Here is a 14,496-nt window from a genome sequence, read left to right as displayed (position 1 = left end):
TCGCAAAATAAAAAGAGCCTCAAATACGAGACTCTTGCCTACTAAATTCTTATTTTCTCAATTAATTTATTGATTATATTACTATTTTCTATTTCTTCATCATAGTTAATGAACTCAATGCTTAACTGTTTTCTTATCTTCTCCACCTTTTCTTCTGCATCATTCATAGTTTCTAATAAATGTAATTGTTCCTCTATAAAGCGATCAAGAAACTTTGGCTCTCCAAAAGATTGATTACTTAAATTATACATAACAGCAGACTTCTTCCCCTTAGTCTTTCTCATGATTCTACCTAACCGCTGCACTTGCTGACGCTTACTTCTTTTCCCTTGGTATATAATCCCTACACTCATATCTGGTATATCAACGCCCTCATCAAAAGCAGTTGGAACGCAAATTACTTTAGTGGTATCTAATTTAAGTGATTGAATTGTCTTTTCTTTTATTGCTTTATCCAATTGTGAATGATATAGTTTTATTTTCTTGCTGCCAAACTCATTAACCAATTCTAAATATATTTCCTCTATATCCTTAATATACTCTCCAAAGAGAATGACTTTGTCATCAATATGCCTTTTTACCAGTTCAATACATCTTTTCTGCCTATCTTCTGCATTTAATAACAACCTCTTTAGTCTTTCAAATTTTCCTATATAATTCTTAACTGAAAGTGCTATTTCTTCATTTCTTCCAGCAAATTCGTACAGCCATTCATCAAAATATATTTTCCAGTCCTTATCTCCATATTGTTGCTCAAATTCTACCTTCTTTTCTGAAATATAATTAAGAATATCTTCAAACTCTTTCAGATAATAATATGCTAAACTACTTATTCCTTCTTGGCTAAAATTGATATTATATTTAGAGAGTGTCTCCGTTAATTCTTTTTCTGCATCTACTAACTCTTTCTTATACACATGGAATTTTTTCTGTTCGTCAATGCTTAATTGATAAGAAACATCTACAATATGTATTGGAGATATTATGCCATCTCCTAGAGCCTTAATAAAACTATAAGTGTATATTATATCTCCTAAATATTTTTTTAACTTGCCATTTGTACTGTAGTCACTTGGAAGTGTAGCACTTAGTGCAATTGCAAAATAATTAACTCCTATTTCTTGATGTTTTGGCAAATAGTTAATCTTATCAAACATCTGAATATTTTGTGGTGATTCGTAATGATGACATTCATCTGCTACAATGAAGTTTAAGTAATCTGTGTTATTTGCCATATTATCAGTTATTGTTCCTATGAAATCCGCACTGAATTTTCCTTGGGCAGTTTTATCTATATAAATTGTTATTTCTCTTTTTTTCTCATTTCTATTGTTTCCCCTTCTCCCTATATACTTAGTTGGTATGTGAAGTTTCTGTACTAAGGAGTCGTACCAGTTGTCCATTAGTGCTTTGGTAGGAACAATAATTTTTACCTTAATGTCTTTATACTGTTCTTTTATTCTCTGTATAGAATAAAGTGCAAACTTTGTCTTTCCACAGCCTGTAGCCACCTCAAAAGTTCCTTTATATCTAGTTTCAGTCCATTTCTGATATGCTTCATTCTGCCACTGGTACAAAGGCTCATCCTCTAAATCTAACTTATATTGCATTTCAGGGGCATAAGCGTTTATTTTATCTATTTGCTTATAAAGATATGCGTTATAGACTTCTTTTCGATATTCCTTTATTAGAAGCATCTCCTTTAGTAATGTATCTACTATTCCTTCTAGTTCCTCATATATTCTATCTACATTATTTAAAAGAATATTTTCCTTATATATCCCAAACACATATTCATCTACATCATCTTCAAGTTCTTCAACCATAAATCCTTCCGCTATAGAATTTGGATTGATAGGAATACCTTTTATTTTTAAACCTATTTTTCTAGCAACTCTTTTTGTTCCACTGATAAAAAAGTCACTAACATTTTCCTCTCTATACTTCTTTAGTAAAATATTCTCTAGTTTTGCATAAGCCTCCTCTAAATCAACCACTTCTTTTTCAAATTTTTCTATGTCAATCTTTATATTATTATCCTTATAAATCTTGATTAAAGATTTTGTTTGGGTATATATATTTTCCCACTGTTCTCTATACGATATTATCTCATTGAATGTATCCTTAAAATCCTTTAGTGTATCTATATCATCTAACTTCTGACTTTGAAACTCGAAATCATCTTCGATTATAGGCATCCAATATTCCATACCCTCTCTTTGTTTCTGTATTTCTTCTATAATCGGTTCTATCCTATTCAAATCTGACATCAATTTCACCTCTACATACCGCTATGTTTTCTTCTTTATGCTTTTCTATCATCATCAATAATTCTTCTGCATGTCTATAGTTATAATCTGCTAGATAAAATCTTACAGCATTTGTAGCGATTTCTTGATAACTTATACTGAATACTTTCTTAAAATCTATTACTGCCATATAGTCTATATTTGGAATTTTCCAAGAGGGTTTACTAGTTACATGACTAAACTGCTTATTATTGTAGGCTGATTCATAATCAATCATTGCGTGGTAGTTCTCTAAATCTCCAAACTTGTCTTTTAATTCATTTAATTTTACAAGGCTAATATCAGATATTTTTCCTTTAGATTTTTCCTTTCTTTCAAGAATATCATCATAAATTTCTTGTGGGATATAATGTCGTAATGCATACTTTAATACTTCCTGCTTAGAACAACTTCGGCAATAAATAAAATCCTCTATGGCTTTTATATCTATATCACCAAACATCCAACCTGTATTTTTCATTTCAATTTTGTTTATCTTTATATCTTTATCCGGAAAATCAAATTTTACTTTACGCTTTGACTTTTGCTGTAGTTCTTTATTATATGTAGAAATTAGCATCTTTTTCCTTAATAATTCACTTATAGTTTCTTCCTTAGCCTGATTTACAACATCACTATCGAACAATGCTAAAAAATCTTGCATATCCTTATTTGACTCCATAATCCTGCTCCTTTATTTATCTTCTTCATATATCTTAATCAAAATTTTTCTCATATATAAATTATCACATCTAAAGTTATGTTGCCAATAGGTATATGTCTATACCAGCATTATCATTATCCCCCTGTGTAGATAGGGCTAATTATATTAAACTTTTCCGTTATTTCTTTTTCTATATAAGAGTCTCATTTCTAAATCTCTATTTAGGGTCCCGTAAACCATTCAGTTTTGTTTATGTTACAAATACGAACCTACTTTCTGTCTGTCCTGCTTTTATAGTTCTTTTTCGTTCATTTTTCTTACTAGGTTTTTGAAATTTACTTGACATAGCCTAGAATAATTTTTTATCATGCTACCATCAAATTTAAAGGAGTGATGTCATATGGATAAATTAACTATTCAGGTTCAAGACTTTTTAAATATCTCGCTAGAAGATTGTTTAAACTATACACCATATGAAAAATTAGAGAATACTATTAAATCTTCTACCGAATCTTTAATCAAGAAAATTACAAATGATACAAATAATACATTATCCAAGGAAGATAAAATAGTATATTTCTTGCAGCAAATGCTTCTAAGAATGTCTACTCATGATAAATGGATATCTCTAAGAGATAAGCATAATTTAGACCAAAATTATCTCTATACTGTAATTAAAAAGCATGTATATCTATATGCACCAGAGTTTATACAGTAGGAATACCTTATAAAAGAAACAGGAGTTCATCTTTACGATAACTCCTGTTTCTTTCTATAGCCCTGATAACATTTCAAATACATCATCAGGTATTACTGTATCTTCTTTTTTGCCTTCGGCTTTCTTTACAGCCATCTCTAATCCCAGTTCCTCAATTGCTTCCTTAACACCTTCTTTTACTATCTCCTTATATATTTCATTATCTTTATCTATATAAGCAAGAACGGCATCTGTAATAAATGCCGTCTTTGCTACTTGTTTCTGTATGGTTTCAAAAGCCTTCCTTGCCCTTTCATTCTCTAAATTGAAGCACAAGTTTACTCTCTTGGTATTCATATCAATCACCTTCTTCTTAATGCTTCTTTAGCCAACATCTCGAATCCTAACGCATTTGCCAATTGTGGGTTCGGAAGCAATTCATAGTAATTAATTCTTTTATTATGCTTGTCCAAATTCAAGATATTCTCAATTATAATTGCCCCACCACCCATTAATAAGTTCATAGTGGCTTGTAATTCATATCCATTTTCTCTAAGTTCGTCTAGCATTTCGTTTATAAAATCTACTGTTGTAGTTTGGATAATATTTTCAATATCATCTTGGAAATAAATACTTTTTTTACCTTGTAAAGTAGATTCTATTTGTGGTTCACTAATTTCTATCCCTGTTGCTTTTCTAATATTCTCTTGGATATTCTTAATTAGTTTTAACATTCCGTAATTTAGACTTATGGCAGATTCCAATACTGGTTTTCCACCTTGAATTTTTACAGCATCCAATGTTACTTGCCCAATATCTAATAAGTTTAAAAAATCAACATCCTTGTACTTCCAGTAGTTTACCATAAAACCACCTATCGCCTGTGGAAAGCACATTACTTCCTTTATATGGGCTACATATCTCTTATTTTTGTACTTAAAATCAATGCCTTCCTTAGTAAAGTAGTTTATATACTTTTCCTTTAATTGAAAATGGGAAAGTGGTAGTCCTATACCTAGAACTATATTTGCCTCACTAACTCCTTCTTTCTCCATACGCATTGCCAATGCTGGTAAAGTGAGTATAAAGTAGGTATCATCTATTGTTTTATCGTATCTATATTTCGACCTACTATCTATGCAATGAAATTTCCCGTTATATTCAATATATTCATCTACTCCACTTGGACGGTTACGATATGTCATGTAACCACAGTTGTACATACCATCCCCACTTTTTACCATCCTATTTCCATGATCGACACCTAATACTATTGTTTTCATACAAATCACTCCTCTTCAAAATTAATGTTGAATCCATCATTTTTATTAAATACCTTATGTTTTGATTCTGATGCATTTTATTAAGTGTAGGTTAATGATTGCAAGTATTTTTACAAAAAAATAAGAGCCTTTTATTTGGCTCCTACTTTTCTTAAATATAATATGTATATTAGTCAATCAACCCCAACTCTTTGTATTACAAGGCTTCAAGATTATTTTATAGCGACAAAATTTATAACATAATCTTGAAAATAAAATACTTGAAACCAGAAATTATCTATATTTATCATGATATAAATTTTCTAGGAGGGATCTAAATGAATAATTATATGGTAATTCTGGAATCAAACGAGTCTATGTTTATACAGACTAATGCAAGAAAAGAAATTACTGCGAAGATATTAACTAGATACTTTTTATTAAAACAATTTAATGCAACCTGCAAAAGTGTTTCTGAATATTTTATCGAATATGGCTATATAGCCAATGAGTTTATTGAAGTTGGTATTAGCCTCTACAATACCCTTGCTTCTAAAAACTATAAAGTTATTGATTTATCTAAGATTAAGCAATGTATTCAAAATCAATTGCTATCAAACTAATTTGACATACTATTTACAACATACACTCCTTTAAAGCAACTGCCTTAATGAGCAGTTGCTTTTTGTATATTTTACATTAGTACCAAAAATTTCAACCTTTCCACCTGATTACTTATTCTTATGTGTTATGTTAATTCCATAAGGGGATAGAGATAATACATTTTATTTTTTCTGTCTCCTACAAAATACATAAACGAAAGGATGATTTATATGAGTAATCAGACAACACAAATTAGAGATTTTACCCAATTGAAGGTTTGGCATAAGGCCATTGAACTAAGCGATCTTATATATGGAATACTAGGAAACTTTCCCAAGTTTGAAGAATATGCAACCAAATCTCAAATCATTAGATCTGCAAATTCTGTATCTGCCAATATTGCTGAAGGAAATAGCCAGTATTCTGTAAAGCGAGAATTATATCATATTAATATTGCTATTGGCTCCACAATGGAGACTAAAAGTTGGCTATTGCTATGTCTTAGACGAAAATATATCACCCAAGATCAATTTGACTCAATTAATCTAGTAATTGATGAAATAGTAAAGATGCTTCATGGATATAGAAAAAAACTATTTATGTATATGGAATGTGAGGAAGAATAGGTTTACCTTATTCTTCCTTATTACTTAGTAAACATCTTTATAAACATATGATAAATTTAACTCTAATATTTTACATTTTATAAGTATTCTTCCACTTAGTAACCTCTGAATAACCTAACTAACTTAGCCCATTTTTTCTTCTGTTTTTCCCAGTAGTTATTTTTTAGACCATATATTTTTCTAGGATGCACTATTAAACCTCCTGATAAATAGTTTAAGTCATAAGAATTAAAGAGAAGAGATTGTTTTATCTTTTAAATAGTCATAAAAAATTTTTCACTAAATTTATTATATATTTAAGTCTATTATTTTCTTATTCTCATCAAATACTGCATTGCTTAGAATCCATTTTACCTTATCGGAAATTTTAAAGTTTCTGGCTATTTTACTTTTTTCCATTGTTATACAATCATATCCCTCAAGCCAGTTTATACACGAGTTTATATTGCCTATATCAAACATTAAAGGCTTATTCACTAAACTATATATTTCTTGTAATTCCTCCTGTGTAACTCTAACTTCGTAATCATAGATATAAGTTACTGCACTTTCAATCTCCTTACTTTTATCTTTAAGAACCAGATATAAACTATATAATACCTTCCTCTGATAGTCTGATAGATAATTGTAATTAGTTATTATTTCCTTTTTCTGTTCTTCTGTTATTTCTCTCACTATAATTTTCCTCCTTCATATTAATTATTTTCTTTTAACCATTACAAAAATCCCAACCATTGCAATAATTAGCACCGCTAAAATAATTACTTTTTCTATGCCTTGGAAACTCATACTCATTACCTACTTTCTAAAGTGTATTTTTGTATTTTTATAAAAATTTAAAATTACATATAATATGAAAGACCGCCTGTAATTAGCAACAGGCGGCCTTTTCCATTTCATTATTTATTTTAAACACTAACCTATTATATACATAAATCATGTACAAATGGCTCCTTTTGAATCATCAATTTTTATATATTTATATTTTACTGTAAAAGAATAAGAAAAACAATTCTTTAATTGCCTTTATTCTTATGCACTAAAATCAGAAACACTTCTCTTATAAAAAACACTCCAGAAGTCAAGGCATTTGCAGTACCTATCTTTTGTTTGTATTATACTAATTTTTATGTGAAAACAATCTATTACAGGCAACTTTTATTTTATAATTAAATACCTTTCATTATTATCACAGGTCCATAATAATCATCTGTAGCAATTCCTATCTTGTTTATTTGCCACTCCAGTATATCTTGTATATCAGATTCTTTATTTACTAAATTTATCGCTTCTTCCTTTGAAGCAGAAATAACTAAATATCTGCATAGTGGCTCTGCAACCTTTTCGGTTACTTCGTATATATATAATTTGGGATTCACATATTTTTTAGTACCAATTATGTTCTCTATCTTTTTTTCAAAATCTGTTAGACTATCGTCTAGTAAAATATCACCATAGTAATGATCAATTTCTTTAGAATCACCATCAGAATATTTTACTGTGGTAATACAAGAAGGTTGATCTGTAACTAACCCATTTAGTGGTTGATAAACGAAAGATTTAAATCCAAAGTTCTCAATTAAATCAATTAACTGTTTTACCTTCTTGCTTGGAATCTTCCACTGATACTCTCCACTTTTATATACAAACATTTCTCCTTCATATTTATCATTACCCTCTTTATCTACTGTCACATTATAAACAGGGCAATTCCCATAACACATTGTTCTTTCCAATCTTATATTATCGAACATTTTCCATCCTCCAATTATTGTTCATAAAAAGAATGATGCTCATAGATTTCTATTTATTATTTAAAACTTTATTAATAGTCTCTTGAATAAAAGGACTACAGCATTTACCTAAAGGATTCTTTATTTCGCATTTTCCATTCTTCATTGCTCCAGTAAACCTAATAATATCCTTTATATTTTTCGCCCCATCATTTAAAACTGCATTAATAATTTGTTTCTCTGTAACTTGATTGCAGTAACATATATATTTAGGGTCAGCATCTTTTTTATACCAAATAGGAATTTTCATATCTTTTTTTCTGAATATTGTTTTCTCCCCTAAGTCATAGTAGATAACATCACAATCTTCATTTAAGCAAGTGCGATAATTCTCCTCATAAATCATGTCTACAAGACTTTCTACTACAAAATGTTTGACAGTTATGGCTTTAACCTCTTGGGTATGCCCTTTACATACAGGGCATATATAGACTCTTTCTGCTATACTAGCAGAATTTTCGTCACTTATTCAACAGGATCTCTTAATATCTTTATTTTCCAATAAGTACACCTCCAAAGTTCTATTATTACTTTTCCACTTAACACCATTGAATTTTATTGAAAATAACAAGTAAATATATATTCAATTTTCTTGCTTACTTCTATTGGTATATTTTCATTAAATGCTCTTTCTAAAGACTTTTTACAACAAACCCAATCATATTTTTATTATACACTGACCAAGAATGACTTCTCAATTATATATCACCACATTAGTACGATACCCTGCTATCTATTGAGCCTCTTATATTTTTATTGTTATAATTTTATATAGTTAAACAATGTCTTTAGAAAAAACTTCTAAGATCCCTCCCTCACAACTTTATTTTTATTTTGATATAACTTTTCGTTTTCACTGTTTTAAAGTCTTTTTATTTTGAGCAATTTTTAGAAACAGAAAAAAAGGCCATGTTTTATCATTATGTAAATAATGTTCTATCATAAAAATACTGTTTTTACCATTATCTTAATGGGACTCATACTACCCAACCCCTGTATTATCAAGGCATGACATTCTTTTTTTCTTTTTCCTATGCTCCCAGTAATACAACTTTATTTTCACTTTGATATAAGTTTTTAAGTCCTTCATTTCTGTTCTATTTTTTTCTTATTTCTTAACCCTTTTTTCTTGATTCTATCTATGTATACACCAAATAAACATTTTTCACCCTGCAAATAAACATTTATCATAATTCTCCCCACAACCCCCTACTCAAGCCAATCCCCATTTTTATCCATTTTATCATCCATTCTCAATTCCATTCACTTTTCCCTTAAATCTTAGGCCTTAATCCTGCTGAAATGCAAATAAAGTTGTTTCAGAATTACGGGTTAAGGATCAAGGGTTAAGAGTGTTTTTTATCCATTTTTCTTTTCCATTCTGTTTTCCATTTAGTCTTTCCATCCATTGACTTTTCAAGGCTATACGAATAGAGCCAAGATGCAAGGAATAAGGATTAAGAAATAAAAAACATGGTAGAAAGAAAGGCTTTCGCCTCCTTAAAACCATGTCCTTTGATACAACTTTAGTGTTGAATTTGCTTTTTGATATAAGTTTATTTGGGTAATACATTATGATTTTTTATTTTACAGTTCCACCCTGCCCTCAAAGGCCCGCAGAAGTGTTACTTCGTCAATGTATTCCAAGTCACCGCCAACCGGGATACCGCTGGCAATCCTACTTACCTTAATACCTGCCGGTTTAATCAGCTTACTAAGATACATGGCCGTTGCTTCACCTTCTAGGCTTGAGTTGGTTGCTATGATCACTTCATCAATGTCCCCCTGAAGACGCAACATCAGCTCCTTCAACTTAATATCTGCCGGACCTATACCAAGCATGGGTGATATCGCACCGTGAAGGACATGATAAACTCCGTCGTACTTGCCTGTCTTTTCATAAGCGGCCAGATCCCTGGGATTCTCAACAACCATAATCTGGCGTTTATTTCTTCCCTGAGAGGAGCAGATCGGACATAACTCCTTATCCGTTAAGGTTAAGCAGTCCTTACAGTAACGGATATTTTTCTTCGCTTCAACAATGGAACTTGAGAGACCCGCTACCTGTTCCTCAGGCATATTAATGATATGAAAAGCAAGCCTCTGGGCTGTCTTTGTACCAATTCCCGGAAGTCTTGAGAGCTCCTCTATTAACTTACTGATTTGATTACTGTAATAATCCATTAGAAAGGAAATCCTCCAAGACCGCCCATACCGCCGGTAATCTGACCCATTACCTCAGATGATTCTTCCTCCATCTTTCTAAGTGCTTCATTTGCCGCTGCAACGATTAAGTCCTGTAACATCTCTATATCATCGGGATCAACCACTTCAGGGGCAAGTTTAACAGAAACCAGTTCTTTCTTACCGGAGACCGTAACTGTTACAGCTCCACCGCCGGCACTGGCTTCCCAAACCTTATCTTCCAATTCCTTGGTCTTTTCCTCCATTTGTTTTTGCATTCTCTGTGCCTGTTTCATTAAATTGTTCATATTTCCGGGCAAACCGCCTCCGGGAAATCCACCTCTTTTAGCCATCTTATATTACTCCTTTCATTCTCCTCTATACGGTGATTTACTATAGAGACTATCTTATATTTTATAATATTATACCAATTACGTAAATATTAGTTATTACTTATTAGATTACTGTTAAGCAAGTATGTCAATCAACTGACTTTGCAAAACGATAAATCACAATATTAGATTAACTTATCTTCTAATTTAGATGCAGTATACTTTTTGATCCTATCATCCATATCGCTTTTTCTATATTATCAATACCTGTTTACTCGTATTGAATCGGCATTTTTATGATTTTTGTTAAATCCACAACCTCATCCATACGTTCCTTCTCTTTATCCAAAAACTTCACCTTTATCTGTACCTGTTTTTGGATAAGCCCGGCTATCACATCCTTGATCAGTTGAAGATGCGCTTCTCTTTCAATCACATCCTTATCGAGGCTGTTCATAACCACAATTAAAAGACCTTGCTCCCCGTCCATACTTAAGGTTGCTCCGTGTAATACCGAGCCTAAGGCCGGGGCTTTCCTTGTTACCTGAGACACAATATTTCTCCAGTTCTTTGCCGCTTCCTTCATATCCTCCGGTAGGGCTTCCGGTAATATCACCGGTTTTTTCACAGGAGGAGCTTTCGTATCTGCCATAGGCGCTGTCGCGGCATGCTCTCCCGCATCTACAACTACCCCTTTTTCTAATTTTTCTTCTAACCGCTTCATGCGATCTAATATAGAATCAAGATTTTGTTCCATCTCCGGTTTACATAGCTTAATCAGAGCAATCTCTATCAAGACTCTTTTTCTGGAGGCATAGCGGATCTGATTCGACAGTTCCGAGAACACCCTGATATATCTCATTAAAACCGTTTCCTCTATAAAAGTGGCTTCCTTTTGCATAATCTCCATGTTCTCCGAGGAAATCTCTATGATTAGTTCCGATACATCTTCGGAGGTTTTAATTAACAATAGATTACGCAGATACCAGATAAATTCAATTGTAAACTGTCCCAGGTCACGACCACTGCTTTCAATCTCTTCCAATAGCTTAATACAGCCTGCTACATCTTGATTGCGGATAAGTTCCAAAAGTCTAGCATAAACCAGGGTGTCAACTGCTCCAAGTACTTCTAAAACATTATCATAGGTTATCTTTTGCCCCAGATAGAAGGAGATACACTGATCCAGTAAGCTGAGGGCATCACGTAGAGAACCGTCCGCCACTCTGGCAACATAACGAAGCGCCTTTTCCTCTGCTTCAATATTCTCTTCCCTCATCAGCTCCGAGAGCCGGTCTGTGATGGTATCAACCGTTATTCTCTTAAAATCATATCTTTGACAACGGGATAAGATTGTAATCGGTATCTTATGAACCTCTGTGGTTGCCAAGATAAAGATGACATAAGAGGGAGGTTCTTCTATTGTTTTAAGCAGTGCATTAAAGGCTCCCGTGGAAAGCATATGCACCTCGTCAATAATATACACCTTATATCGACCTTCGGTGGGCGAATACCGTACTTCTTCCACAATCTCACGGACATTATCCACGCCGTTATTGGAGGCCGCATCGATTTCTATGACATTCATCGAGGTTTGGGCCGCAATCCCCTTGCACATCCTACATTCATTGCAGGGATTTCCATCCACCGGGTTCTCACAATTAACCACCTTTGCAAGTAGCTTGGCTACTGTAGTCTTACCGGTTCCCCTTGTTCCGCAAAAAAGATAGGCATGTCCGATTCTGCCAGCCTTCATCTGATTTTTAATTGTTGATACAATATGTTCCTGCCCTTTCACATCATGAAAATTGTCCGGGCGAAACTTTCTGTAAAGAGCCGTATAGGACATAAACAGCTTCCTTTCTATGAAACGGCGCCCTCTTGTTCTTTCTGATAAAGCGCCTGTTCAAATCGTTCGTTAATATGAATAAATATATCAATTAAGTCCGGGTCGAATATACTACCCTTTCCTTCTGTTATGATTTTTAGAGCCTTTTGATGGGAAAATGCTTCTTTATAGGCACGGTCTGACGTTAATGCATCATATACATCTGCAATGGTAAGAATTCTCGCATAAAGCGGTATCTCATCCCCTTTTAATCCACTGGGATATCCTGTCCCATCCCATCTTTCATGATGGCAATAAGCCAAATCCTTCGCCAGTTGTAATACCCTGGTACCCCCAGTTTCTTTGATAATCTTTTCGAAGGTTTCTTTCCCCAGTATCGTATGGGTCTTCATGTACTCAAACTCATTATAATTAAGGGTAGAGGCTTTTCGAAGGATATCATCATTAATACCGATTTTTCCAATATCATGAAGGGGGGCGGCTCTCACCAAGTCCCTAACCTCTTCCTGTGAAAATAGATGTTTATACTTATCCTGTTTTAGTACTTCCTCTAAAAGTATTTTAAAATATAGGGTTGTATTCTTCAGATGACCTCCGGTGGTATAATCCCGGCACTCTACCAGCTCCGCAAAGCTTACGGATATGGCATCCTGATATTTTTCTACTTCCGGCACCTTTTTACGGTATTCCATCAGTTCTAACTGGAGGTTAGCTCTGTTCGTTAAAATCTCCGGTAGAATTGGCTTTGTAATAACATCAGCGGCACCGGCTTTCACAGCCTTTAGGATACTTTCATTATCCCCTTCGACAAGGAACAAAATCGGTATCTCTGGAATTATCATCCCGTCCTTTAATTTATCATAAAGCATATAAGCCTTAGTATTACTTAAAGAGGTGTCAAGTAGTATAAGCTCCGGTTGTTGCATAAGAAGCTCCGATGATACTGCTGAAAACTCCATAGCAGATACCTTATAACCGGCCTGTTCTAAGGTCCGGCTAATCTCTCCTTGTATTGAATTATCATCGCTTAATACTATGATATGCCTCATACAGCCGCTCCTTATCCGTCCGTCTTGCGTTAATATCTTATCTTTTGACATTATATCATTATGGATTTTTAAAATCAATGCTAACACTGATTCTATTACTTCTCATCGATAGCTTTCTGAAAATGCTGGTAATCCTTCGAATTCTTCCATTCCCCGCCCCAGGTAAAGCCTCTCTTTGTAAATGCCTGATAGCAGATATCCCCTTTTTTAATATAATAAGGAGATTCCTTCGTGCGATCTGCGTATTCCTCTCCGCTTCTTGGAAGAACGTCAATTTTACCGTCTAACTCTCTTACATAAGGATTATATAATGGATTGATATCAACTGCCATTCCATAGCTATGAAGGGATAATCGTTTTGTTCCCTCCACATTACGATAATTAAAAGCTGAGCTGTTATTTGCCTCCATGGATTTAATATCGTCTGCATCATATTCATCCACCAGAACCATTCGTTCAATCGGATAATCTGCCTGATACAACTCATATAGTATCTCTATGATATCCTCAGCGATTGCCTTATTCACAATCATTTCCCCGATATAGGTTTTATGATCAAAGCCTATATGTAATGCTCTAATATAACGAAGATCCTCATAGGGTATATTGCAGTCCTTACCATAGGATTTACCTTCTATTCTCTGTTTTATTGTATCCGTAATGTCTTCTGCGTAAAACAGCTGTTTTAGTATAGAATCTTCGTATTGAATATCGCCAAGACAAGAACCGGCATCCAAGGTTTTTATCGTCTCCATATGAGATTTATCATCGGATAAAACTTCAAAATAAGCTTCAGAAGGACTATCCTGTGGCTTTTCGTCCGGAGCTTTAGCTCCATCATCCTGTATGTTAAGCTTATCCTTATCATTTGTTATCGGATTTTGATCTTCCATATCATTACTCTCCTCGCTTTGTACAGCTTCCCCTGTCATATCACCCTTCACCGGTTGCTGATGGGATAACCGTTCATCGGCATTATCCTTACGGTTTTTTTCATCACCGTCTTCTTTCGTAACAAGGTCCCTGTCTATGATAGGTCCGTCCTGATCCTCAGATAGGGCCGGGTTGGTATTACTGCTTTTATCACAGGCCCCTGCTGCCACGGCGAACAGAAAGATCATCAGCAAGAAGATATTTTTACGATTCAAT

General features: G+C 33.5%; 15 protein-coding genes. 3 read left to right on the top strand and 12 right to left on the bottom strand.

All coding sequences use genetic code 11. The features are described 5' to 3' along the window. Positions 1–41: 41 nt before the first annotated feature. Together I5677_RS09260 and I5677_RS09255 are read right to left on the bottom strand one after the other, a co-directional pair. On the bottom strand, positions 42–2,270 hold the full coding sequence (locus I5677_RS09260; RefSeq protein ID WP_197661302.1) for a DEAD/DEAH box helicase: 2,229 nt from the start codon (positions 2,268–2,270) through the stop codon (positions 42–44). Beyond that, the gene (locus I5677_RS09255; protein ID WP_197661301.1) at positions 2,254–2,970 is read right to left on the bottom strand and encodes a hypothetical protein; all 717 of its coding nucleotides are present in this window, start codon (positions 2,968–2,970) and stop codon (positions 2,254–2,256) included. Before I5677_RS09255 ends, I5677_RS09260 begins: the two co-directional genes overlap by 17 nt. Positions 2,971–3,352: 382 nt before the next feature. Here I5677_RS09255 and I5677_RS09250 point away from each other — a divergent pair, with 382 nt between their 5' ends. Then, the gene (locus I5677_RS09250; RefSeq protein ID WP_079413549.1) at positions 3,353–3,670 is read left to right on the top strand and encodes a hypothetical protein; all 318 of its coding nucleotides are present in this window, start codon (positions 3,353–3,355) and stop codon (positions 3,668–3,670) included. Positions 3,671–3,724: 54 nt separating this feature from the next. On the opposite strand, the gene I5677_RS09245 is transcribed toward I5677_RS09250, so the two are convergent. After that, on the bottom strand, positions 3,725–4,006 hold the full coding sequence (locus tag I5677_RS09245) for a hypothetical protein (RefSeq protein WP_197661300.1): 282 nt from the start codon (positions 4,004–4,006) through the stop codon (positions 3,725–3,727). Between the two features lie 5 nt (positions 4,007–4,011). Further along, positions 4,012–4,932 carry a ParM/StbA family protein gene (locus I5677_RS09240; RefSeq protein ID WP_197661299.1) on the bottom strand — a complete coding sequence of 307 codons (921 nt, stop codon included), beginning with the start codon at positions 4,930–4,932 and terminating at the stop codon, positions 4,012–4,014. A gap of 317 nt (positions 4,933–5,249) precedes the next feature. On the opposite strand from I5677_RS09240, the gene I5677_RS09235 reads away from it, so the two are divergent. After that, positions 5,250–5,534, top strand: coding sequence for a hypothetical protein (locus tag I5677_RS09235; protein WP_197661298.1), 285 nt, complete (start codon positions 5,250–5,252; stop codon positions 5,532–5,534). 210 nt (positions 5,535–5,744) lie between these two features. Beyond that, on the top strand, positions 5,745–6,140 hold the full coding sequence (locus I5677_RS09230; protein ID WP_197661297.1) for a four helix bundle protein: 396 nt from the start codon (positions 5,745–5,747) through the stop codon (positions 6,138–6,140). Between the two features lie 288 nt (positions 6,141–6,428). Here I5677_RS09230 and I5677_RS09225 read toward each other — a convergent pair whose 3' ends face one another. The 8 genes from I5677_RS09225 to I5677_RS17210 all read right to left on the bottom strand — a co-directional run bounded on the left by I5677_RS09225 (position 6,429) and on the right by I5677_RS17210 (position 14,495). Further along, positions 6,429–6,815 carry a hypothetical protein gene (locus I5677_RS09225; RefSeq protein ID WP_197661296.1) on the bottom strand — a complete coding sequence of 129 codons (387 nt, stop codon included), beginning with the start codon at positions 6,813–6,815 and terminating at the stop codon, positions 6,429–6,431. A gap of 494 nt (positions 6,816–7,309) precedes the next feature. After that, positions 7,310–7,894 carry a DUF6438 domain-containing protein gene (locus I5677_RS09220; protein ID WP_197661295.1) on the bottom strand — a complete coding sequence of 195 codons (585 nt, stop codon included), beginning with the start codon at positions 7,892–7,894 and terminating at the stop codon, positions 7,310–7,312. A 49-nt stretch (positions 7,895–7,943) separates the two neighbouring features. After that, on the bottom strand, positions 7,944–8,435 hold the full coding sequence (locus I5677_RS17430; RefSeq protein ID WP_330617884.1) for a Csac_0668 family 2Fe-2S cluster-binding (seleno)protein: 492 nt from the start codon (positions 8,433–8,435) through the stop codon (positions 7,944–7,946). A 1,085-nt stretch (positions 8,436–9,520) separates the two neighbouring features. After that, complete coding sequence (recR, locus tag I5677_RS09210; protein ID WP_197661294.1) at positions 9,521–10,117, bottom strand: recombination mediator RecR; 597 nt, start codon at positions 10,115–10,117, stop codon at positions 9,521–9,523. Beyond that, positions 10,117–10,470 carry a YbaB/EbfC family nucleoid-associated protein gene (locus I5677_RS09205; RefSeq protein WP_197661293.1) on the bottom strand — a complete coding sequence of 118 codons (354 nt, stop codon included), beginning with the start codon at positions 10,468–10,470 and terminating at the stop codon, positions 10,117–10,119. Before I5677_RS09205 ends, recR begins: the two co-directional genes overlap by 1 nt. 250 nt (positions 10,471–10,720) lie before the next feature. After that, a complete protein-coding gene (gene dnaX / locus I5677_RS09200) occupies positions 10,721–12,298 on the bottom strand; it encodes a DNA polymerase III subunit gamma/tau (protein ID WP_197661292.1) in 1,578 nt (525 codons plus the stop codon). 14 nt (positions 12,299–12,312) lie between these two features. Next, on the bottom strand, positions 12,313–13,347 hold the full coding sequence (locus tag I5677_RS09195) for an HD domain-containing phosphohydrolase (protein ID WP_197661291.1): 1,035 nt from the start codon (positions 13,345–13,347) through the stop codon (positions 12,313–12,315). A gap of 95 nt (positions 13,348–13,442) precedes the next feature. Continuing rightward, entirely contained in the window at positions 13,443–14,495 is a 1,053-nt protein-coding gene (locus I5677_RS17210) for a M15 family metallopeptidase (RefSeq protein WP_243456547.1), read from the bottom strand. Position 14,496: the final 1 nt, after the last annotated feature.

This window comes from Mobilitalea sibirica (assembly GCF_015999265.1).
Taxonomy (GTDB): domain Bacteria; phylum Bacillota; class Clostridia; order Lachnospirales; family Lachnospiraceae; genus Mobilitalea; species Mobilitalea sibirica.
Note: the sequence above shows the minus strand (reverse complement) of the source record. Positions and strands in the feature narration are given on the sequence as shown.